General features: G+C 62.4%; 22 protein-coding genes. 8 read left to right on the forward strand and 14 right to left on the reverse strand.

The annotated features are described in order from the left end of the window. Window positions 1-99 precede the first annotated feature (99 nt). The gene (locus LB518_RS13025; RefSeq protein ID WP_224577944.1) at window positions 100-2,280 is read right to left on the reverse strand and encodes an alpha-amylase family protein; all 2,181 of its coding nucleotides are present in this window, start codon (window positions 2,278-2,280) and stop codon (window positions 100-102) included. Window positions 2,281-2,369: 89 nt separating this feature from the next. Here LB518_RS13025 and LB518_RS13030 point away from each other — a divergent pair, with 89 nt between their 5' ends. The 5 genes from LB518_RS13030 (at window position 2,370) to LB518_RS13050 (ending at window position 10,565) form a co-directional block, all read left to right on the forward strand. Further along, entirely contained in the window at window positions 2,370-4,169 is a 1,800-nt protein-coding gene (locus LB518_RS13030) for an ABC transporter substrate-binding protein (protein WP_224577945.1), read from the forward strand. A gap of 69 nt (window positions 4,170-4,238) precedes the next feature. Next, complete coding sequence (locus tag LB518_RS13035) at window positions 4,239-6,803, forward strand: hypothetical protein (RefSeq protein WP_224577946.1); 2,565 nt, start codon at window positions 4,239-4,241, stop codon at window positions 6,801-6,803. 63 nt (window positions 6,804-6,866) lie between these two features. Beyond that, the gene (locus LB518_RS13040) at window positions 6,867-7,802 is read left to right on the forward strand and encodes an ABC transporter permease (protein WP_224577947.1); all 936 of its coding nucleotides are present in this window, start codon (window positions 6,867-6,869) and stop codon (window positions 7,800-7,802) included. Then, complete coding sequence (locus tag LB518_RS13045; RefSeq protein ID WP_224577948.1) at window positions 7,802-8,686, forward strand: ABC transporter permease; 885 nt, start codon at window positions 7,802-7,804, stop codon at window positions 8,684-8,686. Before LB518_RS13040 ends, LB518_RS13045 begins: the two co-directional genes overlap by 1 nt. 22 nt (window positions 8,687-8,708) lie before the next feature. Beyond that, window positions 8,709-10,565 (forward strand): ABC transporter ATP-binding protein, encoded by a 1,857-nt coding sequence (locus tag LB518_RS13050; RefSeq protein ID WP_224577949.1) that lies wholly within the window; start codon window positions 8,709-8,711, stop codon window positions 10,563-10,565. Between the two features lie 97 nt (window positions 10,566-10,662). On the opposite strand, the gene LB518_RS13055 is transcribed toward LB518_RS13050, so the two are convergent. After that, window positions 10,663-11,778, reverse strand: a complete 1,116-nt coding sequence (locus LB518_RS13055) for a LacI family DNA-binding transcriptional regulator (protein WP_224577950.1) — start codon at window positions 11,776-11,778, stop codon at window positions 10,663-10,665. Between the two features lie 175 nt (window positions 11,779-11,953). Between LB518_RS13055 and LB518_RS13060 the strand changes: the two genes are divergently transcribed. Beyond that, on the forward strand, window positions 11,954-12,733 hold the full coding sequence (locus LB518_RS13060; RefSeq protein ID WP_224577951.1) for an IclR family transcriptional regulator: 780 nt from the start codon (window positions 11,954-11,956) through the stop codon (window positions 12,731-12,733). Window positions 12,734-12,889: 156 nt separating this feature from the next. Here the strand turns inward: LB518_RS13060 and LB518_RS13065 are convergent, their stop codons facing one another. From LB518_RS13065 to LB518_RS13080, 4 genes are all read right to left on the reverse strand, one after another. Continuing rightward, window positions 12,890-13,225, reverse strand: coding sequence for a hypothetical protein (locus tag LB518_RS13065; RefSeq protein ID WP_224577952.1), 336 nt, complete (start codon window positions 13,223-13,225; stop codon window positions 12,890-12,892). Between the two features lie 27 nt (window positions 13,226-13,252). Continuing rightward, on the reverse strand, window positions 13,253-13,708 hold the full coding sequence (locus LB518_RS13070; protein WP_353619954.1) for a DUF1330 domain-containing protein: 456 nt from the start codon (window positions 13,706-13,708) through the stop codon (window positions 13,253-13,255). Between the two features lie 66 nt (window positions 13,709-13,774). Next, window positions 13,775-14,233, reverse strand: coding sequence for an SRPBCC domain-containing protein (locus LB518_RS13075; RefSeq protein WP_224577953.1), 459 nt, complete (start codon window positions 14,231-14,233; stop codon window positions 13,775-13,777). Window positions 14,234-14,368: 135 nt separating this feature from the next. Further along, entirely contained in the window at window positions 14,369-15,358 is a 990-nt protein-coding gene (locus tag LB518_RS13080; protein WP_224577954.1) for an aldo/keto reductase, read from the reverse strand. A gap of 545 nt (window positions 15,359-15,903) precedes the next feature. Here LB518_RS13080 and LB518_RS13085 point away from each other — a divergent pair. Next, window positions 15,904-16,668, forward strand: a complete 765-nt coding sequence (locus LB518_RS13085) for a FadR/GntR family transcriptional regulator (RefSeq protein WP_224577955.1) — start codon at window positions 15,904-15,906, stop codon at window positions 16,666-16,668. Here the strand turns inward: LB518_RS13085 and LB518_RS13090 are convergent. The 8 genes from LB518_RS13090 to LB518_RS13125 form a co-directional block, all read right to left on the reverse strand. Further along, a complete protein-coding gene (locus LB518_RS13090; RefSeq protein ID WP_224577956.1) occupies window positions 16,617-17,375 on the reverse strand; it encodes an SDR family NAD(P)-dependent oxidoreductase in 759 nt (252 codons plus the stop codon). The two genes, LB518_RS13085 and LB518_RS13090, sit on opposite strands and share 52 nt — an antisense overlap. 176 nt (window positions 17,376-17,551) lie before the next feature. Further along, entirely contained in the window at window positions 17,552-18,727 is a 1,176-nt protein-coding gene (locus LB518_RS13095; RefSeq protein WP_224577957.1) for an amidohydrolase/deacetylase family metallohydrolase, read from the reverse strand. A gap of 81 nt (window positions 18,728-18,808) precedes the next feature. Continuing rightward, a complete protein-coding gene (locus LB518_RS13100) occupies window positions 18,809-19,810 on the reverse strand; it encodes an NAD-dependent epimerase/dehydratase family protein (RefSeq protein ID WP_224577958.1) in 1,002 nt (333 codons plus the stop codon). A 31-nt stretch (window positions 19,811-19,841) separates the two neighbouring features. Next, on the reverse strand, window positions 19,842-20,210 hold the full coding sequence (locus LB518_RS13105) for a tautomerase family protein (RefSeq protein ID WP_224577959.1): 369 nt from the start codon (window positions 20,208-20,210) through the stop codon (window positions 19,842-19,844). A gap of 75 nt (window positions 20,211-20,285) precedes the next feature. Further along, entirely contained in the window at window positions 20,286-21,107 is an 822-nt protein-coding gene (locus LB518_RS13110) for an aldo/keto reductase (RefSeq protein ID WP_224577960.1), read from the reverse strand. Window positions 21,108-21,109: 2 nt separating this feature from the next. After that, on the reverse strand, window positions 21,110-21,979 hold the full coding sequence (locus LB518_RS13115; protein WP_224577961.1) for a carbohydrate ABC transporter permease: 870 nt from the start codon (window positions 21,977-21,979) through the stop codon (window positions 21,110-21,112). Continuing rightward, the gene (locus tag LB518_RS13120) at window positions 21,976-22,833 is read right to left on the reverse strand and encodes a carbohydrate ABC transporter permease (protein WP_224577962.1); all 858 of its coding nucleotides are present in this window, start codon (window positions 22,831-22,833) and stop codon (window positions 21,976-21,978) included. The genes LB518_RS13115 and LB518_RS13120 overlap by 4 nt, the downstream gene beginning before the upstream one ends. 133 nt (window positions 22,834-22,966) lie before the next feature. After that, complete coding sequence (locus LB518_RS13125) at window positions 22,967-24,184, reverse strand: ABC transporter substrate-binding protein (RefSeq protein ID WP_224577963.1); 1,218 nt, start codon at window positions 24,182-24,184, stop codon at window positions 22,967-22,969. A gap of 451 nt (window positions 24,185-24,635) precedes the next feature. Here LB518_RS13125 and LB518_RS13130 point away from each other — a divergent pair, with 451 nt between their 5' ends. After that, complete coding sequence (locus tag LB518_RS13130) at window positions 24,636-25,619, forward strand: LacI family DNA-binding transcriptional regulator (RefSeq protein WP_224578193.1); 984 nt, start codon at window positions 24,636-24,638, stop codon at window positions 25,617-25,619. Window positions 25,620-25,628 lie beyond the last annotated feature (9 nt).

The raw sequence follows: 25,628 nt of genomic DNA on the forward strand, positions 1-25,628 counted from the left end.
GATGGTTCTACCGCACCAGCACGCCGTCCGCCGTCATTGCCGGGTTAGCCCGGCAATGACGGAAGAAAATGACAGCGATCGGCTGACTGTCGATCGGTCCTAGCCGATCACGACGACCTCATGATCGAGGAGCTTCTCGACGGTGAAGACGAGTTCATCGCCCTCTTGCGTGGCGGGAACGGCCTTGCCGCTGACACGCAGATCGACGGTGGACGCGGATTGTCCGGTGCGCAGGCGTATCTCGATCGGCCCGATCGGCACGAGGTCATACTGGCGGCCCGGTACACGAGACAGCTGGAGCCGATTGTTCAAATGCAGGATATGGCGGTCGCCCTGCCGGTAGTGTTCGGCCGTCACGACGCCATGGCCACCCGATATCGAGACCGTGACCCGATCGCCCAGCGACCAGCGCACGGCATTGGCCAGCAACAACGCATGCTCGAAGGACTCGTCGCGGGCAAAGCAGCGGTCGAGATCGGCGACGAACCAGATCAGCTTGCCGCCTGATGGCGCGGTCTTGACCGTGATGGCCGGAAGGTCGGTCCTCGGTTCGCGCATCCACGATGTTTCGGGCGGAAAGATCGGGAAGTCACGGATATAGGTCGCCAGGACCTCCACATCCTCGTCCGCACTCATGACAGGCAGATAGCCGCCGAAGGGCAGCGTGTCGGTCCGCTCGAGACCCTTCAGGATCGGGTGTCGCTCAGACTCGCTCGCAGGCGCCGTGGCATCCCCCGGACCATAAACGCCGGCTCGGTTTTCCGGCGACAGCCGCAAATAGCTGTGCCGCGACCAGTTTTCGATATTGGCGTCGATCTCGCCCGTTGCGCCGTGGCTTCCTTCCCCGCGGCGCAGGCCGAAGAGCTTGGCCAATGCCAGATCGCCGCGCGCATCGCCATAGGTCGATACGGCGGACGTCTCGCCCGTCGCGATCACCGAGCCGCCTGCGGCGACATAGTCTTCGACGTGACGGAGCTGATCGTCGCTGAGGGCGCCGACATTGGGCAGGACGATGACGCCGACACGCTCGATAGCCCCGGCGATATCATCGGCGTGGAGCGGCAAATAAGGGATGCCCGAGCGATCCATCGCTTTCACCACGCCCCGATAGGGCGCCATGGTCTTTTCCCTGGCGTCGTCGCGCCCATAATAGTCATGGTTCTGCTGCGACCAGACGATACCGACATCGGGCCGGATCTCGCGGTCTACCAGAATATCCTGGTTGGCCTCGTGCCACAGGAACAACGGCTCGGCGCTCCTGTATTGCCGGCGGTCTTCGTGCAGCGAACCGATATGGTGCCACCAGGGCTGGATACCGCCGGCAAAGCCGGATGTCGCCCACAGGCGCACTTCGGGTTCAGGCATGCTCGACAGGCGGAACGCAGGTTGGCCCAGCTGATATTGCGGCATGGATTCCGGTATCAACTTGTCCCAGCCTGCCATTTCATGAAGACGTTTGCCGGCTTCGGTATTCTGCTCGAAGCCATCAAAGGGGTTTCGGCGCTGGTGGTCGAGCATCACGATCGCGCACTGGGCCAGGATCTGCTGCAGGTCGATGAAGCGCTGCGAGTTGTGCAGCACCTCGCCGCTGATCATGCCCATCCAGGCGCAATCCGGCCCCCCGGCCGCCGTCGTAACGCGATTGTTGAGGGCCCAAAGATCGGTCCGGCGCTGGAAGTTCCAGCGGATCCAGTCGCGATAGCCCTCATCGGACCAATCCCGACGAGATGGCAGCTCACGCTGCGCAAAGTCGTTGAACTGGGCCCGGCAGTGTTGGCAGTAGCAGATCTTGTCGCGTGAAAGGCCGGCCCAACTATTGTCGGCAAAGCCATCGGGCTGGCTTCGCTCGATGATCTCTTCCATCACGCCGGGAAGATATTCCGTGTAGTAGGGCGAGCCGATGCAGGTGACGAATTTGTCGCCTTGCGTATAGGGCTCCCCATCGATTTTCCGGCAGATCCAGTCCGGATGGGCTTCGAAGAAGTCCTGCGCCACGCGGTTGGAATCCATGCGGGCGATGACCTTGAGCCCCTCTTCGCGGGCGGCGGCGACCACCTCGCCATAGAGGTCGCGCTCGCCCAGTTTCTCGGCGCGATGGTGCAGTTCGAACTTGGACGGGTAGTAGGCGACGATGCCCCCGGCATTGACGATGACCCCTTCAACGCGGGTCTTGCGCCAGTGTTCGCGCCACCATTCCTTGTCGTAGCGCGCGGGGTCGCATTCCACGAGATTGGTCTGACCCCAGCGCATCGTCGTCTTGTACCAAGGCTCGGCGGGCATCGAATTCCTCCGTTCAAAGTTCGCATTCGAACCGAAGGCCTAGCGCAATCGCGCGGGCCGAGGAGGACGTCCAGTTCGGTCTTTCCGCGATGCGGAAGGATTTTCGTGGCGCCGGGCCAAGACTTCCACGATGCGGAAAACGAGGCAGAGCTTGCCTTGACCGATTTTTTTACCGGGCGCTACCGTCGCGGGATACGTGGCAGCTGCATGCTCATCAAGAGGCCGTCAAGGCAGGAGGCAGCGGAAGCGACGCGCGCAACGGGAGGATGAAAATGCGGGTCACCAGACGAAATTTCATCGGAGGAACGGCTGCCGCCATCGCAGGCATGAGCCTGACGTCGGTCTTGACCGGCAAGGCTTTCGCCCAGGGCAGCGATACGCTGAGGGTCGGGTTTGCAGCGCGCGGCCTGCGCACCATCGACCCGCACAAATCCATTCAGGGCGTCGACAACTGGGCGATCATCGCCCTTTACGACAAGCTGGTCGATCTGCCGCGCTGGAATTTTCCCGCGAGCCAGGATGAACTTGTGCCGCGCCTCGCGACCAGCTGGCAAGGCTCGGAAGATGCGAAGACCTGGACCATCCAGCTGCGCGAGGGCGTCCAGTTTCACAAAGGTTATGGCGAGATGACGTCCGAGGACGTCAAATACACCTTTGACCGCGTGACCGATGCGAAGCGTATCGGCGGCGTACGGGCCAAGTTCACCAACATCGCCAGTGTCGAGACCAAAGGCCCGCACACGGTCATCTTCCATCTGGAACAACCGGACCCGTTGTTCATGCTCGGCGCCCTCAGCGACTATGACGGCGCCATCATGAGCAAGAAGGCAATCGAGGAGAAGGGCGACGAGGCGATCGGCACCGACCCGATCGGGACGGGTGTCTATGTCCTCGAAAAGGTGGCGACCGACCCCTCGCAGGGGATCACCCTGGCGGCCAATCCCGATTATTGGGATACCAAGGCCGCCACGCCGAAACTGCAGTTCCTCTACATTGCAGACACTACGGCCCGCACCCTGGCCATTCTCTCGGGCGACGTGCACATCATTGAGGGCGTTCGTGCGCCTGGTTGGGCCGATTCGATGGCCCAGCGCGATCCGAACCTCATCTTCGACGTGGTGAGCCCGGGCAGCTTCTTTACCATCCAGTTCAATCTCACCAAACCGCCGTTCGACGACATCCGTGTCCGCCAGGCGCTGTTCTATGGGATTGACCGCGACGAGATCACTACGGCCATCGCGCCGATTTCCAAGCGCACCTACGGGCTCAATCCGCCCTCGTTCCCCGGCGGTTTCACAGCGGAAACCATCCCGCCGGAAGTTGCCTACAAATACGATCCGGAGAAGGCGAAGGCATTGCTCGCGGAAGCCGGCTTCGCCAATGGCCTTACCTTCACCAACGCCACATCCCAGCGCGAGGATTTCTCGGCGATCATGCTGATGATCCAGGACCAGTTGCGTCGCATCAACGTCAACATGGAACTCAGCATCAAGGACCACACGGCCTTCCATGCCGACCAGAATATCGGCACCAACACGCTGAGCCAGCAGTCCTCAGCCATGCCGCCGGTACCGACCCAGGTCATCCTGACCTACCTGCCATCAGAGGCAGAGGTCAGAGCTGACGGCAATGGCGGCGCCAACATGAGTCATTATGGCGTGGCGATTCCCGGCATCGACGATCTGCTCGCGAAGGCCTTGGCCGAGCCGGATCTGGAAAAGCGTATCGCCATCGTCCAGCAGATCGAAGTCAAGGCGCTGTCGGACGCGGTGATCCTGCCGGTGTCGGACAACGGCTTCATGATGGTGCGATCCAACAAGGTTGATCTCGGATTCCCTGTCGTGTCCGGCTACGTCAACTGGCCGCTTTCCCAGGCGAAATTCAACTGATCGCCACAGATCTCGCGGCTTCGGCCGCGAGCTCGAACGACTTTTTTCCGCTCGAAAGGCATGTGAACAATGAGCGCGGTCCGTACCGTTTCCATCATCATCCCGACAGCGCTCAGCGACGCCGACGGCCCCGTTGCCTGGGCCGCGAGCGAGTTGATCGAGGCCCTTCGGCAGCGCGACGTCACGGCGGCGATAGGGGAAGCCCCCTCCTCCGGCCTGACCGTCGAGGTCGCCGGCAACGGCTCTGGAAACGACCCGTACCCGCAAGTGGCCGAAGCCATGGCCCTCGTGCGCGATGGCGAGCACATCCTGGCATGGGGTTATGACATCAGGGGCATCGTCTATGCCCTGACGGAACTCGCCGATCGCGTGCGCAACAGCCTCGGCGATGACCTGTTCGAGGGTACGTTCCCGCTTGTCGAGCAGCCGACTGCCCGCATTCGCTCCATGGCCCGCCTGTTCTGCGCCGAAGAAGAGGATAAGGTTTGGTTCTATGATAAACAGCAGTGGCGGGATTACCTGACCATGCTGGCGTCGAACCGCTTCAACCGCTTCTCGCTCACCTTGGGCATGGGCTACAATTATCCCTATCACAACCCATGGATCACCGACGTCTACTTCTATTTTCCGTATCCTTTTCTGCTGAAGCTCGATGGCTATGACATCGACGTCAAGGAGCTCAGCGCCGAGGAACGCGACGACAATCTCGAGATGGTGCGCTTTATCGGCAGGGAAGCGGCCAAGCGCGGACTTGAGTTCCAGCTGGCATTGTGGACCCAGCGCTATGATTTCGACGACGTCCCGCGGGCCAACTACACGGTGCGCGGCGTTACTGACGAAAACCTCGCGCCCTATTGCCGGGACGCGATCACCGCGCTGCTGAAGCACGTCCCCGAGATCACCGGCCTGACTTTCCGCGTCCATGTGGAAGGCGGCATTGCCGAAGGCGAATATGGCTTCTGGGAAGAGGCCTTCGCCGGCGTCGCCGCAGCCGGCCGCCCGGTCGAGATCGACATGCACGGCAAGGGTCTCGATCACAAGATGATCGACATCGCCCGAAAGTCAGGCATGCCCGTTGCTGCGTCGCCTAAATACCTCGCCGAACATATGGGACCGCCCTATCACCAGTCGGCCATCCGCGAAAAAGAATATCCGCCGGAGACAGCGCGCAGCGAACGCGAGCAGTTGAGCGAAGGCTCGCGCAAGTTCCTCCGCTATTCCTATGGTGACCTGCTCTCCAAGGACAAGGACTACAAGGTCATCTATCGCATCTGGGCGGGCACCCAGCGCGTTCTGCTTTGGGGCGATCCGGTATTTGCCGCCGGATATGGCAAGAGCTCGATGTTCGCCGGTTCGGACGGCGTTGAATGGTGCGAGCCGCAGAGCTTCAAGGGACGCATGGGCACCGGCATGCCGGGGCAGCGCTTCAATTATCAGAAGCATGGCCTCGCCACCCGGCAGGACTGGCGGAAATACGACTACCAATACCGCGTCTGGGGCCGGCTGCTTTATAATCCGGAAGCGCCGCGCCAAAGCTGGATGCGCTGGCTGGACCGCGAATGCGGCGACGTCGCGGAGGCTTGTGAACAAGGTCTCTCCTTCGCCAGCCGCGTCCTTCCGCTGATTACCCTCGCCCACGGACCATCGGCGTCCAACAACCATTATTGGCCAGAGATCTACACCAATCTCGCTTTGGTCGAGGGCTCCGGCAAGCGGGCTTACGGCTTCGACATGGAAGGCCCGACGCGCTTCGGAAATGCACCAACCTTCGACTCCGCGCTGTTCGCATCTCCCCGGGAATATGCGGAGCTGCTGCTCGCGGGAAAGCCAAGCCACCGCTACACGCCGATCGACGTCGCCAACTGGCTGGACGAGATGGCCAGGGGCTGCGAAGAGGCCCTTGCCGAGGCGCGCAGCGCCGAGGACTTTGGACGTGCCGAGCCGCAGCGGATTCTCACGGACGTGGAAATCCTCGGTGGCATTGCCCGGCACTTCGCCGAAAAGTTCCGGGCGGCCTGCTGGGCGGAACTGTTCATCGCCAGCAAGGCCTCCGTCCTGATCGAGCCCATGCTTGACCATGCGAGGCGTTCGGTCGCTGCGTGGCAGCGGCTGTCGGCTGTGTCCCGCGGCGTCTACCACGACGATCTGACCTATGGCCCGCAGTCATGGTTGCGCGGGTCCTGGCATGCGCGCCTGCCGGAGATGGAGGCGGAACTGCTGGACCTGGAGGCGCTCCGCGGCTTTGGCGGCACCGAGTCGGTGCCTGCCACGCCGGCCGTCGAGAAGGCCATGTCGGCGCTCCGGGCCCAACGCCCGACAATGGCTGATCCTGACACAGGAGCGGTTATCGCGAGCTTCACCGGCGGTGAGCCTCTGACGATATCGGTGCCGACGGAAGCGGATGAGCCGCCGATCCTGCATTTTCGCCACGTCAATCAGGCGGAGCGGTGGCAGTCCATGCCGCTTGAAAGCGGCCCCGATGGTTATGTCGGGACAATCCCGTCCGCCTACACGCGCTCAGACTTTCACTTGCAGTATTTCATAAGCCTTAAGCGCGATGGCCAGTCCGTGCTGGTGCCAGGGCTGCAGGCAGACCTCGCGAACGAGCCATATTTCACAGCACTGCAACGATGATCGACAGCAGCGCACCCGCCATGCGTAGCGCTGCTGGACACAGATGATCGGTGGGAGGCGAGAATGTCGCGATACCTTTTGTTCCGACTGGCCGACGCGGTGCCCACCGTATTTCTGGTGCTGTTGCTGGTGTTCATCGCCATGCGGATTTTGCCTGGTGACCCGGCGATCGCTGCACTGGGCGATATGGCCACGGCCGAACAACTGGCCCTGTTTCGCGAGCGCATGGGCCTGAACGATCCGCTTTGGCTGCAGTTCATCATGTTCGTCAAAGGCGTGCTCACCCTCGACCTGGGCAACTCGATGATGAGCAACCAGAGCGTGGTTGGCCTCATCCTCTATAATCTGCCCTACACGATCGAACTGACCATCGTCGCGATGCTGATGGGCCTCGCTGCCGGCGTGCCGCTGGGCGTCCTCGCGGCGACCCATCGCAACAAGCTGCCCGATAGCGGAGTCAGGGTGTTCTCGCTCGTGGGCTATGCCATCCCCGACTTCTATCTTGGCGCTCTGCTGCTCATCACCTTCGCGCTCAATCTGGGCTGGTTCCCGATCAATGGCGGCGGCACCGACTTCGCCAGCCGCATGTACCATGTCTTCCTCCCGGCGCTGACCCTCGCCTTCGTCAAGGCCGCCTTCATCGGCCGATTGACGCGAACCTCGCTGCTCGAGGTGCTGAGCAAGGACTATGTCCGCACAGCGCGCGCCAAGGGCGTCCAGGAAAGACGGGTGATCTATCGGCACGGGCTGCGCAATGCGCTGCTGCCGCTCACCACCGGCCTTGGACTGAGCATGCTGGCCACCCTGTCAGGCTCGGTGGCGATCGAAATGGTGTTCAACCGCCCCGGGATTGGCAAGCTCTTGATCAACGCCATCGCAGAGCGCGACTACGCCGTCATCCAGGGGGGCATCGTTGTGTTCGCCATGTTCGTGGTGGTGATCAACCTGCTGATGGACCTCCTCTACATCGTCGTCGATCCCCGCATCAGGATGAATTGATGAGCTCGATTTACGAGACCTCCTCGCAGCTGCTGCCGCCGGAGCCGTCCCTGCTGCGAGCCATCAAGGGCGTGATGTTCGGACGGCCTGGCACGATTGCCGCCGTCGTCATCATCGCGATGCTCGTCATCGTCGCCGTGCTCGCTCCCGTGCTCGCGCCCTATGATCCGCTGTCCCAATCCATGCTCAAGATCAATCGCCCGCCGAGCTGGGCCAATTGGCTGGGCACCGATCAGTTCGGCCGCGATGTGCTCTCCCGCATGATCTACGGCTCGCGCAATTCCTTGATCTTCGGATTGATTTCGCCGTTCAGCGCGGCGCTGATCGGCACCACGCTCGGCGTGATAGCGGGCTATTTCGGCGGCATCATCGACCGGGTCATTTCACGCGTGGTCGACCTTCTACTTGCCTTTCCCGAGCTGCTGCTGGCCATCATGATCGCGGCCGTGCTCGGCGGCGGCTTCTGGAACGTGATCATCGTGATCACCATCGCCTTCGTGCCCGGCTTTGCCCGGGTGGCCCGCGCGCAGACGCTGTCCATCAAGCACGAACCCTATGTGGAAGCCGCAATTTCGGTTGGCGTCCGGACGCCGGTCATCATCTTCCGGCACATCGTGCCCAACATCATGGCGCCGATCGTCGTGTTGATGATGCTGTGGGTGGCCTCTGCCATCCGCCTCGAAGCGTCGCTCAGCTTCCTGGGAATAGGCACACAGGCTCCCAATCCGAGCTGGGGCAACATCATCAAGGACGGTCTGAACAATATCTTCGGCTCGCCGTGGCCGATCATCGGGGCCGGGACGGCCATAACGCTGGTGGTGCTGGCTTTCAATCTGGTCGGCGACGCCGTGCGCGATGCGCTCGACCCGTCCACTTCGCAATAGCGATCCTCACAGGAGCACAGCCATGACTGACATCGGCAGCGCCCCGATAGCCGATCGCGAGCCAGTCCTCAGCGTGCGGGACCTCAGGACCTCGTTTCAGACCAAGTCGGGCTGGATCGAAATCGTGAAGGGAATCTCCTTCGCGATCGGCGCCGAGGAAACGCTCTGCGTGGTCGGCGAATCCGGCTCCGGAAAGAGCGTGACGGCGCTCACCATCATGCGTCTCCTCGACCCGGCGCAGAGCCGGGTAGAAGGATCCGTCAAGCTCGGCGGCCGCGAATTGCTGACGCTTCCAGAATCGCAAATGCGCACGGTCCGCGGGCGCCAGATCGGAATGATCTTCCAGGAGGCGCTGACCAGCCTCAACCCACTGGTGAGCATCGGCGATCAGATCGCAGAGACGCTCATCGTCCATGGCCAGATGAACGGCGCCGCCGCGAAGGCAGAGGCCGTCCGGATGTTGGAGAAGGTCCGCATCCCCGGCGCCAAGTCCCGCGCCAGCGAACTGCCGCACAATCTCTCGGGAGGAATGCGCCAGCGCGTGATGATCGCCATGGCGCTCGCCTGCAAACCGCAGCTTCTGATTGCCGACGAGCCGACCACCGCTCTCGATGTGACCATCCAGGCCCAGATCCTGCAACTGATCAAGCAGTTGCAGAAAGAAGAGGGCATGGGCGTGCTTTTCATCACCCATGACATGGGTGTCGTCGCCGAGATTGCCGACCGCACGGTCGTGATGCTGGGTGGGCAGGTGGTGGAGCAGGGCCCGACGGCAGCCATCTTCAACAACGCGCAAAGCGCCTATACCAGATCGTTGATCGCCGCCGTTCCGCGCCTCGGTTCCATGACGGGAAACGGGCAACCCGAGCATTTCCCGGTGGTCGATCGCAAGACCGGGGTGCTGCGGGTGGCCGAGCCTCGCCCCGATACGGTCGATCACGCCAGCCAGCCGGCGCTGTCGGTGAGGAACCTGGTCAAGCGGTACGACCTGATCAGCGGGCTGTTCGGAAGCGTGCATCGGCGGGTGCATGCCGTCGAAAATGTCTCCTTCGATATCCAGCCGGGTGAAACGCTCTCGCTGGTGGGAGAATCGGGCTGCGGCAAGTCGACCACGGGTCGCGCGATCATGCGGCTGACCGAACCGCAGGCCGGGCAGATCTCGCTTGGCGGGACCGACATCATGGCGCTCGACCGCGAGCGGATGCGCGACATGCGGCGCCACATCCAGATGATCTTCCAGGACCCGTTTGCCAGCCTCAATCCGCGCATTCGGGTCGGCGAGGCGGTGGCCGAACCTTACCTGACGCACCGGCTGGGCACCAAGCGGCAGGCCCGCGAAAAGGTGGCGGAACTCCTGGAGCAGGTCGGCCTCGATCCTGATGTCGCCAACCGTTATCCGGCGCAGTTTTCCGGTGGCCAGCGGCAGCGCATCTGCGTCGCTCGCGCATTGTCGCTGGGACCCAAGGTCATCGTGGCGGACGAGTCGGTGTCGGGGCTTGATGTCTCGATCAAGGCACAGGTGATCAACCTGATGCTCGACCTGCAGCAGAAATTCGGCCTCTCCTATTTGTTCATTTCCCACGACATGGCCGTTGTCGAGCGCATGAGCCACAAGGTTGCCGTGATGTATCTCGGCGAGATCGTCGAAATGGGACCCGCCGCGATGGTGTTCAAGAACCCGCAGCATCCCTACACCAAACGCCTGATCGCCGCCGTGCCGATCCCCGATCCTTCCCGGCGCAATCAGGTGCGCCAGATCGCGACCGAGGAAATCAAGAGCCCGATCCGCGCATCGGACTATGAGCCGCCACAACGGACCTACACGACCGTGTCGCCGGGGCATGTGGTGCAGGACTGGGACCTGAATTGGGGGGTCTAGAGCGTTTCGTCGAGCGAAGTGGGTTTCCGGTTCGCGTGAAGAAACCGCGTTCAAGCAATAACCAAGAGCCTGTCCGACGATCCGGACAGGGTCTGACCTAGCTGAGGCTCAACGCGGCTTCGGGCTGCCGGGCCGCCTGCAGCGTGCCATGGCGGTCGGTGCTTGCCCGCCGCATGATCTCGAAGCCGAGATCGACCACCGGCGGGCCAACGTCGCCCCCGTCCAGTTGGTGACGGACAGCCATCATGGCTTCGTTGCCGCATTTCCAGCGGTGGATGCGCACGCTGCTCAGCGCAGGATAAGCAGCCTCCATATAGTCGAAATCGTTGAACCCTGCGATGCCGATGCGTTCGGGCACCGGCACGTTGCGGGAGTGCAGCGCAAAGAGCGCCCCAATCGATAGCACGTCGTTATTGCAGAAGACGGCCTCCACATCGGGTCTGCGATCCAGCATGTCGAGCATCAGTTCTCGCCCCATCACGGCGGTCGAGAACTGGTGAAAGTCCTTGATGGAGCCCCGGCTCGCATGCGGGTTTTCATTGCCCATCTGCCCGATCAGGTCCGGGTCGAACAGGTTCGCATTCTCGAGCGCCGTCCTGTAGCCCAGCAAACGCTGCTTTGACCGCGCATTCATCCAGCCGGAAAAAAACGCGACGCGACGGTAGCCTGAATCGATCAGGTGCTGCGTCATATCCAGCCCCGCCCGGAAATGCGAGAACCCGATAACCTTCTGGATCGGATCGTCGCAGAGATCCATGATCTGGATCACCGGACATCCCGCATTGGCGAGCATCGTCCGCGTAGCAGGTGTCTGTTCAGTTCCCGAAATGATGATGGCGGCAGGCCCGTGCCTCAGGGCTGCATGAACCTGCTGTTCTTCGATCGCGCTGCTGTAGCGCGTATTGTTCAGTTCGATCCGAAGCCCGCTGTCCTCCACCCCGTCATAGATGCCGCGCAGCACGTCGGAAAAAATGTTCTGGGTGAGGGATGGGACCAGGACGACGACGATATCGGTTCGCCTGGACGCGAGGGCGCGCGCATTGAGATCCGGCACATAATTGAGTTCGCGCACCGCCGCGGCGATCGACGCCCCGAGCGCCTCCGAAACCTTCTCTGGCTGCCGGAGGAAGCGGGACACCGTAATGGCCCCGACGCCCGCGCGCGCCGCGACGTCGGCGATGGTCGGGCGACCGGTTGAAATGCGTTTTGCCATGGGCGTCTATCCACTTGCTCGTTTTGGCCGTCCCGACGCCAATGTTGCGATCATATCCAAACATAGCCGATTGACCAGCATCCTTGGTAGCGCTACCATAACTGTCGCAGAGTGTGTTGTCGAGTTGAGGAGCGCGACAACGCCAGTGATCTGCCAGTCTTGAGGAGGGACTGACATGACCAAGTCACTCGATGGGCGCGTTCAATCCGTTGACCGGGCGATGCTGTTGATGGAGTCATTGAGCGATGCTGAAGGCGGCCTGCGACTAACCGAATTGGCGCGCCGCACAAAGCTATCGCTCACCACAGTGCACCGACTTCTGACTACGCTGGAGCAGCGTCACTTCGTTCGGTTTCTCCCCAAGGACAATCTCTGGCATATCGGCCAACAGGCCTTCACCATCGGCAATGCTTTCGTGCGCGATCGCAGTTTCGTGGCGCCTGCTCAGCCCTATCTGCGACTGCTGCGTGAACACACCAAGGAAACGGCGAATCTCGGCGTCGTGGACAAGGGCGAGATTGTTCTCGTCGACCAGCTGGAAAGCCGCGAAATCACCCGCGCCCTGTCCCGCGTGGGTGGCCGCACGCCGATGACAGCGTCAGGGATGGGCAAGTCGATCCTCGCGACCTATTCCGGCAGCGAAGTCAATTCCCACCTGAATCGCCATGGCATGCGGCGGGCGACCGTCAAATCCTTGACCTGCAAGGATGCCCTGAATACGCAGTTGGCCAAGATCCGCAGCGACGGCTATGCGGTTGACGACGAAGAGTATGTGACGGGCCTCCGCTGCGTGGCGGCGCCTGTCTATAATCAGCATGCGGACGTGGTCTGCGCGATCTCCGTCTCCGGCACCGTCTTGCGCATGAACACGACCCGCCTTCCGGTCATCGGCCGTCTGGTTGCCGAGACGGCCGCGGCGATCACACAGGCCATTGCCGGCAATCCTGCCCATTAGGGAGCCGGGAGCCATCAGCGACACGGCTAGGACTCGGTCTCGCGCTATCGCGCCATAGAGCCGCCGCACGTCCTCGGCGAGCGGCTTCCATGCAAGGCGGCATCGAGATGAGACAGGGGAGGTAGCGCTCGTCAGCAGCGGTTGCGTGAACGCGGCCTAGCGGAGCTTGGCGATCCCGATGCCGTCCAGTTTGGCGCGGTCCTTGATGGATTCCTCGCTGCGCGTCATGGCTTTGGAAATCGCCTTCAGCGCCATGCCCTTCCCGGCGAGCAGCTTCAGCTTCTGGAGTTCTTCAGCGGTCCAGGCTTGGCGATGCCGTTCAAATCGTTCGGTCACGGTGGTGTCCTGCTCGGTCTTGAGATTCGGGCGTTGGTGCCGCTTTTTACGATGATCGCGACGAGCCGGCCGGGGCGTTTCATGCGCTGATCCCGGCCCGCCGCCCACCCCGAGGCGGCGCTGGATTGCCGCCGAATAGAGGACATTCGGCTTCACACCGCAAGCGGCGATCAGTTTCCCACGCTACAACAGACCGTCGAGGCGCTTCAAAGGCTGCAGAATGATATCGGCGATTGCTGATTGTCCAACCTTGAACGCAACCTGGTATTCGGGATCAGCAACCATCGCCGCGAATGCGGATCGGCGCGGATACTGAACGAGGACGACGGCGTCCCACCCCTCTGCCTCACCGGTCGTGAGCACCGGCAGGCCATCGCCGCCCAACAGGATCTTGGCGCCAAAGCGAGCCAGGATCGGCTCCGCCATTTCCAGGTATTTCAAATATCTCTCGCGGCCGCCATCAGGCGCGAAGCGCAAGAGATTCAACATGACAACGGCTGTGTCGTCGTCTTCCTTGAGGAAGGCATCGAACGCGACAGGCGAAAATGAAACCATTTGTCGTTCCTTTGACAGGGCACCAGCAGTGAGTGCGGCCGTCGTCAGATAACGTCGCGTGGTGTCAGAAACTGTCAGGATCAAACGCCGGTCCCGATGACGTCTCGGCCATCGGCGGCTCTTGCCGCCATGATGGCTCCGTTGCGGCTCTCAGAACTGGATCGAAAGGGGCTTGCCGGTCTCCAGCAGCGTCTTGATGCTGGACACGATCATCGGCCAGCCATTGCGGCTGTCCTCCAGCGAGGCGTCCGGTAACCGCTCCTGGTATTCGCCATGCTCGACGGTGAACTTCACCATGTCTTCCGACGGTTCGATCCGGAAGGTCAGCAGCGAGGGCGGCAGCTTGCGCATCTCCTCATGCCATTCGACATGCCAGGTCAAGGAAAGGAGCCGCTCGGTCTCGACGGCGATCACCTCGCCGAGCACATCGAGCACGCCGCCTTGCATGAAGACGCGCATCTCGTCGCCCTTCTCGAAGCCGGATTGAATGCGGCGCCCGCCGAAATAGAGCGCCATGCGGTCCGCGTCGGTGATGGCCCGCCAGGCCTCGGCCGGCGTCGTGGCGATAAAGGCCGTGTAGGAGACGGAACGGGGCGAGAATGACGACATGAAGGGGTTTCCAAACGGAGTTGAACAGTCGGCCCTTGACCGCACCGGCGGCGGGGCCTGAACCATGAAGCGCTGCACGATGAAGCCAAGCGCGACGATCGGCGGCCCAGCCGATCGACCGCCTCAGCTCGCCGCCTAGCGAAACCGGCTCTCCCTGGTGTTCATCCACATGTCCGGGTTCGGACCCAGCTTCAGCTTCACGGCCTCAGCGATCGCCGTCATGCGGTCCAGCGTTTCTGAACTGGCCTTGCGGTCGAGCGCCGCGGCGTTCTCGGTGATCTCCTGCGGCGTCCGCGCACCGGTCAGCACGACATCAATGCCGGGCTGAGCCAGCGCCCACTGGATGGAGAGATCGGCAAGGCTCTGCCCTTCGGCCTTTGCGAGTTCCCGTAGCTCAGCAATCGCGGCGAAGACCTCGTCCTCAGCCCCGGACTCGCCGTGGCCACCGTCGCTGTAGAAGCGGGTGACGTGCAGGCCCTTGGGCACATCGCTGGCCGAACCGTAGCGACCGGTCAGGAGGCCCTGCGCCAGCACCGAATAGGCAACGCCGGTCGCCCCCAATTCCCGCGTCTTCGGCAGGATCTCGTATTCGCAGGCGCGCCAGAACAGGCTGTAGGGAATCTGGTGCAGCGAGAGGACGGGCTTGCCCTTGACCTGCTCCAGTTCCGAAAGCGTCACCGGTCCCGCATTGCAGATGCCGGCCGAGCGGATCTTGCCGGCCTGAAGGAGCCGGTCGAGCCCCTCCACCGATTCCGCCACAGGAATCTCCGGATTGGGCCAATGAATGTAGAAGCTGTCGATATAATCGGTGCCAAGCCGCTTCAGGCTTGCCTCGCAACCGCGGACGACCCCTTCCCGGCTGCGGTCGCTATAGACCTTGGTCGCGATGATGGCCTTGTCGCGCCGTCCCTTGAGCGCACGGCCGAGCACTTCCTCGGAACGGCCATCGGCATAGCCTTCCGCGGTGTCAATGAAATCGATTCCGTGCTCCAGCGACGCCGAAACGGTGTCGATCGAGGCTTTCTCGTCCTGCTCGCCCCAGACCGGGTCGTTGCCGAAGGCCCAGGTTCCGAGCGACAGCCGCGATACGGATATATCGGTGCCGAAGAGTGTGGTTCGTTCCATTCCGAGAATGTCTCCAGTCGCGCCGGTGATTGCGCACGGCCTAATTTGGCTAGATGAGTTCAATGACGAGGATGGACCGACGCAGCCAAAGCGAATTGCGACGATCGCAAAGGGAACCGGCTGGTATCCAGAGCCGCGCCGATCGGTTATGCGCCGTTGCTCGGCGCCTCAAAGCGCCAGCTCAGTGAAATGTCGCGGATGACGGGGGGCGCCTCGAGGCGATCTCGACAGCGGCGATCGATGGCCAGCACGCGCAGAACTCTGACACGAGCCTCGTCTTCACGTTGATTTCCCCTCCCGGGCATAGCCTCATATGGCTATTTTCTTTTTCAACGCGATCTTAGTGCAAAAGGGACGTGCAGCGCTGACCATATTTTGGCAATTAGGTCAAAGGTAGCCGACAGCGCCAAATACCAATGCTAGGCGAATCGCCGGATTTTGTCATGGAAAATCAAATGCTTTACTAGAGTGCCGCTTAGGTGAAACACGTTGGCGGTCTAAATTAATCGGGCTAACATCTAGCCTAATTAGCGCGTGAGAGCGGCATGGCCGAGCGTCAGTCACTGACGGATTTCATCTACGAGCAGATCACCAACCGCATCCTTTCGGGCAACTATGTCGCCGGCTCGAAGCTGCCGACCGAGGAGGCTGTCGCTCAGGAATTCGACGTCTCACGCGCAGTCGTTCGCAACGCCTTCGCCCGGATGAAGCGCGAGAAGATCCTCCAGTCCAGGCGCGGCTCCGGTACGACCGTGATCGGCATGTCCGGCGCGCGCCGCCACAGCTTCGGTCCGGTCGACAGCGTCGAGGACATCTGGAAGTGCTTCGAATTCCGCCTGGTATTCGAGCCGGGGACGGCCGCCATCGCGGCCCTTCAGCGCCTTGACCATGACATTGCGGCCATCGAGACGGCGCTCCAGAAGCTCCGCATCTTCCGCAGTTCGGACATGCTCGAGACAGTGGAGCTCGACATGGAGTTCCACCGCGCCGTCGTGGCCAGCAGCCACAACCGCTATGTCGAGGGCACCTACGCCGCCTGGGAACCGCAGATCCGCTTCACCAGTTCCATGTCGGCAAATCTCTCCCAAGCAGCCTCGCTGCAGCGCCAAAGGCGCATCGTCCATGATCACGAGAGGGTGCTGCAGGCGATCGTCAGCGGCGATCCCAAGGCGAGCGCGGAGGCGATGCGGCAGCATATAGAGGCTGCGCGCGACACCATCTTCCGCAGTCGCTTCGGCGGCGGACCGGCGCCAACCCTTCAGACGATGCACATGCCGCCATCGGCGACGACGCCTGTGCCGACGAAATAGCGCGCTTCCGGCGAGACGAGATAGGCCGCGATGGCGCCGATTTCGGCCGGCTCGGCGATCCTGTCGGTCAACTGCAGCGCGCGAACCTCGTCCTCGGTGATGACGCCGCGCGCAATCGAATCCGCCGTGATCGGTGTCCGCGTCGGGCCGGGACAGATCGCGAGGACGCGGATATTGCGCGGCGCCAGCGCAACGGCCATGTCGCGCGTCATCGCCATCACCGCCCCCTTCGAGGCGACATAGGCCGTGTTCATGCCCATCAGGGGCCGAAAGCTCGCTACCGAAGCGCAATTGAGGATCACGCCGCCGCCCTGCCGCTCCATCTCGGGAATGGCTGCCTTCGAGCACAGGAACATGCCCTTCACATTGATCGCGAACAGGCGATCCCATTCCTCCTCGGATGTGTCCTCCATCGCCTTGTCATATTGGATGCCCGCATTGTTGAAGAGGATGTCGAGCCGTCCGAAGCGCTGGATCGCGGCACCGACCATCGCATCGACCTCGCCCTTGCGCGCAACATCGGCGGCGACGGCCAGCGCTTCACCACCGGCGGCGCGAATGGCGCTGGCGCAATGCTCCGCCGAGGCGTGGTGAACATCGGCTACCACGACCGATGCCCCGCGTGCCGCCATTGCCGAGGCCGAAGCGGCGCCGATTCCCCCGCCGCCGCCGGTCACGATCGCCACCTTGTCCTGCAGATCTTTCAACGCAAAGCTCCTCCATCAAACGGAGATGCAGCATTTGCGTCGGCAGGCGTCGGGTCAATCACTCATTTGGCCTAATTTGGCTACTTCGCCTTGAGGCGACGAGCAGCTTGCGACGCTGTCCGCGCCTCGTCGGCGTGATCGTGCTGCCGGACGTGCCCGACAGGGCCGGCGCGCCGTCAGCGGTAGTGGCGGCCCTCCGCCCGACCATCCTCCACAGCCTCGAGAACAATGCCGCGACAGATCGTGGCGACATTGTCGAATCCGAGCGTGCCACTGCGAATTTCACCGGCCGAATCGACCAGATTTTGCGGATCGGACCGAAGTTTGAAGATCGCGATATCGGCCTCGGAGCCGACATCCAGCCGTCCGAGGTCGTTTCGGCGGACGATGGAGGCAGGCGCAAAAGTCACGCGGGTAAGCACCTCATGCATGTCCATGCCGAGCGCGATGAATTTGGCCATCACCGTCGGCAAATCGAACACCGGCCCGTCGACATTGTGTGCGTGCAGGTCGGTGCTGATCGCGTCGGGTAGCAATCCCTGATCCATGGCGATCTCCGCCACACGGAACGAAAAGCTTCCGGCGCCATGTCCGACGTCCATCTTGACGCCACGCGCCATGGCATCCCTCACCGAGGCTTTGAGCTTGCCCGCCCCATCGAGAACGCACCCGCCAACGCTCTGATTGTAGATATGCGTCAGGATATCGCCCTCATGCAGGAATGGCAGGACCTCGTCGATGGTCGGCGGAGCGGTGCCGACATGCACCATGAGCGGCACGCCGAGCATGTCTGCCGCTTCGCGAGCGAGCGGCAGGGCGAGGGCCGAATGGGCGCCGGTGGCATTGTTGCTGGCGCGCAGCTTGACGCCGACGATCTCGGAGGCAAATGCCGAACCGACCCGCTTGAGTTCGCCAAGATCGGCGAAGCGCCAGTCGAACAATTCCCCGACATCGATGCTGAGATTGCCGGCCGCCGTCAGGCCGATATAGGACAGGTTGATGAAGGGCAGGATCCTGACGCGGCTTCGCCGGATCACGTGGTGATAAAACCCCTCGAAGGTCGCCGCGCCGCTCGTGCCGCAGTCGACCCAGGTGGTGACGCCGGTGCGCGGGCCGATCTTGTCAGCATTGACGCCGAGCAGCGCCCCGCCCCAATAGGCGTGCGTATGCAGGTCGACGAGCCCCGGAACCACCAGCATTCCCGCCGCGTCGATGATGCGACTACCACCCGGCGCGAGATCGCGGCCGATCGCGACGACCTTCCCGTCGGCGATCGCCAGATCGGCCGGCTGGTCAAACCCTGAGGCAGGGTCGATCACCCGGCCGTTCCTGATCAGCAAAGATCCGTTCATCGCGTTCGCCCTCGGGTCGCCTGATCGGCCTCAGCGCAGCACGACGCTGTGCCTGCGACCGATCGCGGCCGGCGCCCGTTGCTAGCGCCCGCGCGGAGCATAAGCGTCCGCCAGCCAGTCCATCGTCTCATCCTTGGCGGAATCGACGATCTTCCATTTCGGGTTGGCATCGAACCAGGCCATGATCTCGCGCGCACCCTCGGCGAACGGCGTCGTGCAGATGAATTCCGGCACCAGCGACTTGAGCTTGCTGTTGTCGAAATAGATGCTGTGCGCCATGTCGCCGAGCAGGGCATCGCCCCAGGCCCGATCGACCATCGCGATGGCGTCGGACGGCACATGCACGATCTTCGGATCGTCGACGCCGGCGGCTCTGGCGAGGGTCCTGACGATGGCGTTCCAGTTCGGCGCCTCGTCCGAGGTGATGTGGAAGGCTTCGCCATAGGCATAGGGATTGGCCAGCAGACCGGCGAAGCCCTTGGCGAAATCGCGGGCATGGGTCAGCGTCCATAGCGAGGAGCCATCACCATGCACGATCACTGGCTTGCCGGCGCGCATGCGCGCGATCGAGGTCCACTGACCGATCATGGGCACAGAGCCCTGATCATAGGTGTGCGACGGCCGCACGATGGTGATCGGGAAGTTCTCCTCGCGATAGGCTTTGACCAGCACATCCTCTGCAGCGATCTTGTCCTGCGAATAACGCCAGACCGGATTGTGCAGCGGCGTCGATTCAAGCACCGGCAGCCGGGCTGGCGGCGTCTGGTAGGCCGAAGCCGAACTGATGAAGACATACTGCCCCGCATGGCCGCGGAAGATCTCGAGATCTGACGTCACGTCGGCAGCCGTATAGGCGACGAAATTGACGACGACGTCGAAATCGAGGCCCTTCACCGCGGCACGCACGGAGGCCGGATCGCGCGCATCGCCCTTCAGATATTGCGCGCCGCCGGCGACCGGCCGCATCGCGGTCTGCCCCCGGTTGAGCACAAAGACCTCGAACCCCTTCGCAAGGGCGCTGTCGACGCAATGGGCGCTGATCCGGCCCGTGCCGCCGATGAACAGAACTTTCTGCCGAGACACTCGATTCACTCCTTGATCATGTCGGGTTTGGCTACTCGCCGTGCAGCCGTCCGGCGCACCAGTCCTCGAAGCCGTTCTCGGTCACGCCGATCAGGATGTCTTCCTTGCGGATGCCGATCGCGACGAGCCGGGTGACGATTGCCCTGTAGAGGCCGCGCTTCTGGTCTGCGCTGTACCTGTGGACCATCAAGATCTGGATGAGCACCAGGTTCTGGCGGTTGCCGAGGCCGTAATCCGGGTCGAACACCAGCTCGCCCTCATCGCGCGGCCGGAAGACCTGGAATTTGTCGAGAGGATTGACGTCGAGCGCTTCGATGAAAGCCTGCTGCAGTTCCACGCTCATCTGCTTGGCGTGGGCCTCATACATCTTGCGCGACATGTCAACTTGGACGAGGGGCATGAAAACTCCGGATGTCAGGAATGGGGCGGACAGGGGCATCCGCTTCAGGCGGATGCCGACGGATTCCGGCAGCGTCTAGTCCTGGTCGTCCCAGACCGGCGATTTGGCAGGATCGATGCGGCGATGGCCGCGATTGAGGGCACGCATCCGGTCCATCTCCTCGGGCGTCAGCGTCACGCCGAGAGCGGCGAAATTCGCGCGAAGATTGGCCTCGCTGCCCGAAGCTGGGATCACGATGTGCCCTTCGCCCATCAGGAAGGCCAACGCGATGGCTGACGGCCCGACGCCATGCGCCGCCGCGATGGCACTGATCGTTGGATCGTCGTTGACCATGCCCTTAGCGAGCGGCTGATAGGCGGTCAACGGCATGCCCATGTCGCGCGCATAGTCGCGAAGCTTCGGTGTCTGCAGGAAGGGATGGATCTCCATCTGGTTGGTGGCAATCGCACCCTCGCCCAGCAATTGGCGGCTGCGCTCCAGATCGGCGATCGGGAAATTCGAAACGCCGATCAGCCGTGTCAGCCCCCGTGCCTTGGCCTCCGCCAGCTCAAGCATATACTCGGCGAACGGCACCTGGTCGTTCTGGCTCGGCCAATGGATCAGCAGGAGATCGACCTGATCGACGCCGATCGCGGCAAGGCTGCGCTCGACGCTCGGGAGAAAATTCGCCTTTTCGAGCATCGTGTCGGCGACCTTGGTGGTGACGAACAGATCGCCGCGCGAAAGCCCGGAACGGCGCATCGCCTCGCCGACCTGCTTCTCCGTATCGTAGGTCTGCGCCGTATCGAGATGGCGGTAGCCGATCTCGATCGCCTTCAGGATCGCTTCGGTGCCGGCATCGCCGGTGCGTCCGAAGGTGCCGAGCCCGAGTTGCGGAATAGGTCCGGAATAGATCATCTTCACCCCTTCGTGGCACCGGCGGTCAGTCCGCCGACAAACATCTTCTGGAATACGAGGAAGAGCAGCGCGATCGGCACGGTCATCACCACCGAGGCAGCCATGACCGCGCCCCAGTCGGTGTTGAACTCAGTCGAGAATTCGGCAAGCCCGATCGGCAATGTCTTGACCGAACTATCCGTGGCGAAGCAGAGCGCGAAAATGAACTCGTTCCAGGTCGTGACGAAGGCATAGACGATCACCGCGACCAGCCCCGGCAGTGACAGTGGCAGCGTGATCCGGAAGAGGACGCCGAGGCGTGAGGCGCCATCGAGGATCGCCGCCTCTTCCACTTCGACAGGAACCGCTCGGAAATAGCTGGTCAGCATCCAGACGCTGAGCGGCAGCGTCACGATCATATAGACCAGAATCAAACCCCAATAGGTATTGACGAGGCCCAATACCCGCAACGTGATGAACAGCGGAACGATGATCGCCGCTGTTGGCAGCAATTGCCCGACCAGGATGAAGGCCTGCAGGTATGGCTTGCCCTTGAAGTCGAAGCGGGCAAAGCCGTAGCTCGCGAAGATCGCCAGAATCAGCGCCAGCCCCGTCGATCCGACCGAGATGATGACGCTGTTGAGGAAGTATCTCGGAATGTTACTTTCGAACAAGACCTTGTAATAATTGTCGAAGGTCGGGACAGCCGGCCACCAGATCGGTGGCACCGAATAAAGCTCCTTCAGCGTCTTGATCGACGACAGCCCCATCCAGACGAACGGGAACATGCAGACGACAAGGACAAGGATCGAGCCGATCAGGATGATGGGCCAGCTGAGGCCGGGTTTCTTCATCTTCGGCTGCGCTATGACCCGCGTTGCTGATGCGGTCATTTCGCCTCTCCCGGCTGCGCCGACAGCACCTTGATGTAGATAAAGACCACCACGATGGCGACGCCGAAGAAGATAACAGACAGCGCCGCCGCCTGATTGAACTGGAAGCTCTCGAATGCCAGACGGAAGATCTGGATCGGTGTGATCAGCGTCTTGTTCGCCGGCCCGCCGCGAGTGATCGCATAAATGATGGTGATCGAATTCAGGCCCCAGATCACCAGGAGCAGCGTTACCGCCGTGATCACCGGACGCACCGAGGGCAGCATGACGTACCAGACCTCTTCCCAGAAGCTGGCGCCATCGACGCGGGCGGCCTCATAGAGATCGTTGGGAATCGACTGCAGCCCGGCCAGCACCATGATCGCTACGAACGGGAACAGCTTCCATACATTGATGGCGATCAGGACCGGCATGACCGTGTCCTTGTTGGTCAGCCAGCCGATCGGGCTCTGCAGCACGCCGGAGCCCGTCATCATGTAATTGATGATGCCGAACTCGGTATGGAACATCCAGGCCCAGGTCGTCGCCGCGACGATGCCCGGCACCACCCACGGGATCAGCGTGATCGCCCGCAACGCCCCACGGCCGAAGAAGCTCTGGTTGAGCAGGATCGCCGTCAGCGTGCCCAGCACGACCTGGAAGACGATCGAGCCGAACACCCAGTAGATCGTGTTGATGAATGCCTGCGTCGTCACCCGCGGCTTCAGCACCGCTGCGAAATTCTTGAACCCGACGAGGTGGCCATTGCCATCGGTGACGCTGAGCAGCCCCGTATAGGCCACCGGATAGGCAATCAGCATGAACAGGACAATCAGCGCCGGCAGGACGAACAGCAATCCGGTCTGCGATTTCATGGGGGCCTTCCTGATCTGCCGAGGCTTGGCAATGCGCGCCGCAATGCGACGCGACGCGAGCCGTGGCGAAGACGAACGTCCGGGGACGGCTCCCCCAGGCACGGATGCCCAGAGGAGCCGCGGGAGGACCGTGTCAGCTGTCGAGAAGCGCCTGGATCTCTTCGTTAGCCTGATCCATGGCTTCCTGCGGGGTCTGGTCGCCAAGCATGATCCGCTGCAGGCCGTCGAAATAGGCCTGACTGATCTGGACCCAATTCTTGTGGATCGGCACTGGCCGAGCAAAAGGCAGCATCGACTTGAAGACGGCCAGGATCGGATCGTTGAAGCGCGGCTGCGCCTGAGACGAGATGCGGACCGGGAACGTATCCGTAAAGAAGCCCTGGTTTTCCGAAGTGTTCATAAACTGCAGGAACTTTTTGGCCTCGCCCGGATTCTTTGCGTCCTTCGGAATGATATAGCTCCAGCCGCCCAGAACACCCGCCGTTTCCTTGCCATCGGGATGCGGCGTCTGGAAGATGCCGATGTCGATGGCGGGATTCTCGGTCCGGATCGAGGGAATATCGAACTGGCCGCCGAGATAGGAGGAAACGGCGCCGGCAATGAACAGGCGCCTCGCGGCGGTGCCGTCATTCTCGAGCGTTGACGCCGGCGACAGGCCCTTTTTCAGGAAGTCGGTATAGAAGGTCACCGCTTCGACTGCCGCCGGCTGGTTGACCGTCGCCGTGGTCATGTCGTCGGAGATGATGCTGCCGCCATTCATCCAGATATAGGGCAACGAGCCAGTGATCGTGTTGCCCATCTCGCCGCCGCCGGTGATGGCGAAGCCCGACTTGCCGTTACCGGTCAGCTTGGTCGCGGCGTCGACGAACTCCTTCCAGGTCTGCGGCGGATGGTCAGGATCGAGGCCGGCGGCCTTGAAGTCGGCCTTGTTGAAGACGACCGCGCGGGTTTCCATCCGATACGGAATCGCCCAAAGCTTGCCGTCCCAGCTGACATAGTCGATCGCAGCCTTGGCGTAGTCGTCCTTGTCCTGGATCGTGTCGTCGAGCGGAATGATCAGCCCGTTCTGGGCATAGCCGTTCACCCAGCCATGCTGGACTTCGATGATGTCGGGCGCCCCTCCAGACTGCAGGGCCGTCAGCACGCGCTGCGGCAGGCCGTCCGAGGTCGTGACTTCCATCTTGATGGTGATGCCGGGATTGGCGGCCTCAAACTTGCCCGCCAGTTCCTTGGCGCGCGCCTCACCCCAATTGGGCGTCCACCATACCACTTCGCCAGCAAAGGCCGCCGTGCTCAGCGTCAGCGCCGAGACGGTCAAGGCAAGCAGGGCTGCTGTTCTCTTGGATCGCATGTCATCCTCCCATAAGGCCTCAGAGCCGTCCTCCCCGAGACGAATACGCGACCACGCTTCCCGAAGATCCGGGCAGGGTCACGCTTCCTCTCGCCGCGGCGAGGACATGAGTCTTTCGAAAATTTCGAAGCTCATGTTGTGATTTTCGGGAAGGCTACCGAACCACCTCCGAAGCGTCAAGGCTGATATCCTGGCAATTTCGCTCGGATATGCCGGTCTTGCCAAGTGGTTCGACATTGGCTATCTCGAAACTGCGAGATCGACTTACGACATCTTTCGCAATATTTTCGGTGTATTTCGAGGATTGAGGCGGGGCTTGCGCGGCGTCGCGGAGAGGCTCGATATAGGTCGCAGGACGGCGCGGTCGCCGTGTCGGCAAAGTGGCGGGACTGGAATGACGCGAAGCCCGAGTCTTCGTAAGGGGCAGCAGGACGGAAGCCGGCGCGTGACCATGGCGGAGGTCGCAGCCGCCGCCGCCGTTTCGGTGCCAACAGTGTCCAAGGTGCTGAACGGCCGCTTCGACGTTGCCCTTGAAACGCGCGAGCGGGTGGAAGCGGTCCTCAACCAGTCGGGCTACGCCCGCGGCAAGCGCAAGAGAGATGACGCGCCGTGGCTGATCGACCTCGTCTTCCCGGAATTCGGCCCCTACGCGATCGAGATCATCAGAGGCGCGGAAGAGGCGGCGCTGCTGAACAAATGCCGCATCGCGGTCTCGGCCCTCTCCGATGATCCCAAGGAGACGCGGTGGCTCAGCAATATCGGCTCGAGCCGCACCGATGGCGTCATTCTCGTCTTCGCCGAATTGACACCCCTGCATCGCGAGCGCCTGAAGGCGCTGGCCGTGCCGGTCGTGATCGTTGATCCGCTCGGCCATCCTGACCCCAGGACGCCGTCCATCGGCGTCACCAACTGGGCCGGGGGGATGACGGCGACCGACCATTTGATCGGCCTTGGTCACAAGCGCATCGGCATCATCGCCGGCCGCCCGGCGATGCTCTGCAACCAGCAACGCCTCGACGGCTATCGCGCTGCTCTGATGAGAGCCGGCATTCCGGTCGATCCGGCGCTGATCTTCACGGGCGCCCATCACCACCCGACGGCCCTCAATGCCGCCTCGGCGATGCTCGACCTGGCCGATCCGCCGACCGCCATCTTCGCAACCAACGATCTTCACGCCATGGGTGTCTATGAGGCGGCGCGGCTGCATGGCCTGCGGCTGCCGGACGATCTCAGCGTCGTCGGCTTCGACGATATCCCGATGGCAGAATGGGTCTCCCCACCCCTGACGACCATGCGCCAGCCGCTCGCCGAAATGGCCGCGCTCGCAATCAACATGCTGCTTGGCAAGGAATCGTCCGAACTCAGCCACCGGATCGAGTTGGCGACCAGCCTGGTCGTCCGCTCGAGCACCACGCCGCGACAGGATCGAAGCTAGCTCCGGCTT

Source organism: Mesorhizobium sp. BR1-1-16, assembly GCF_020165495.1.
Taxonomy (GTDB): domain Bacteria; phylum Pseudomonadota; class Alphaproteobacteria; order Rhizobiales; family Kaistiaceae; genus Kaistia.

What these genes read in the sequence shown, in the direction of transcription:
- LB518_RS13025 (WP_224577944.1), bottom strand. Translation starts at nt 2,280, where the DNA reads ATGCCCGCCGAGCCTTGGTACAAGACGACGATGCGCTGGGGTCAGACC.
- LB518_RS13030 (WP_224577945.1), top strand. Translation starts at nt 2,370, where the DNA reads ATGCGGAAGGATTTTCGTGGCGCCGGGCCAAGACTTCCACGATGCGGA.
- LB518_RS13035 (WP_224577946.1), top strand. Translation starts at nt 4,239, where the DNA reads ATGAGCGCGGTCCGTACCGTTTCCATCATCATCCCGACAGCGCTCAGC.
- LB518_RS13040 (WP_224577947.1), top strand. Translation starts at nt 6,867, where the DNA reads ATGTCGCGATACCTTTTGTTCCGACTGGCCGACGCGGTGCCCACCGTA.
- LB518_RS13045 (WP_224577948.1), top strand. Translation starts at nt 7,802, where the DNA reads ATGAGCTCGATTTACGAGACCTCCTCGCAGCTGCTGCCGCCGGAGCCG.
- LB518_RS13050 (WP_224577949.1), top strand. Translation starts at nt 8,709, where the DNA reads ATGACTGACATCGGCAGCGCCCCGATAGCCGATCGCGAGCCAGTCCTC.
- LB518_RS13055 (WP_224577950.1), bottom strand. Translation starts at nt 11,778, where the DNA reads ATGGCAAAACGCATTTCAACCGGTCGCCCGACCATCGCCGACGTCGCG.
- LB518_RS13060 (WP_224577951.1), top strand. Translation starts at nt 11,954, where the DNA reads ATGACCAAGTCACTCGATGGGCGCGTTCAATCCGTTGACCGGGCGATG.
- LB518_RS13075 (WP_224577953.1), bottom strand. Translation starts at nt 14,233, where the DNA reads ATGTCGTCATTCTCGCCCCGTTCCGTCTCCTACACGGCCTTTATCGCC.
- LB518_RS13080 (WP_224577954.1), bottom strand. Translation starts at nt 15,358, where the DNA reads ATGGAACGAACCACACTCTTCGGCACCGATATATCCGTATCGCGGCTG.
- LB518_RS13085 (WP_224577955.1), top strand. Translation starts at nt 15,904, where the DNA reads ATGGCCGAGCGTCAGTCACTGACGGATTTCATCTACGAGCAGATCACC.
- LB518_RS13095 (WP_224577957.1), bottom strand. Translation starts at nt 18,727, where the DNA reads ATGAACGGATCTTTGCTGATCAGGAACGGCCGGGTGATCGACCCTGCC.
- LB518_RS13105 (WP_224577959.1), bottom strand. Translation starts at nt 20,210, where the DNA reads ATGCCCCTCGTCCAAGTTGACATGTCGCGCAAGATGTATGAGGCCCAC.
- LB518_RS13110 (WP_224577960.1), bottom strand. Translation starts at nt 21,107, where the DNA reads ATGATCTATTCCGGACCTATTCCGCAACTCGGGCTCGGCACCTTCGGA.
- LB518_RS13115 (WP_224577961.1), bottom strand. Translation starts at nt 21,979, where the DNA reads ATGACCGCATCAGCAACGCGGGTCATAGCGCAGCCGAAGATGAAGAAA.
- LB518_RS13120 (WP_224577962.1), bottom strand. Translation starts at nt 22,833, where the DNA reads ATGAAATCGCAGACCGGATTGCTGTTCGTCCTGCCGGCGCTGATTGTC.
- LB518_RS13125 (WP_224577963.1), bottom strand. Translation starts at nt 24,184, where the DNA reads ATGCGATCCAAGAGAACAGCAGCCCTGCTTGCCTTGACCGTCTCGGCG.
- LB518_RS13130 (WP_224578193.1), top strand. Translation starts at nt 24,636, where the DNA reads ATGGCGGAGGTCGCAGCCGCCGCCGCCGTTTCGGTGCCAACAGTGTCC.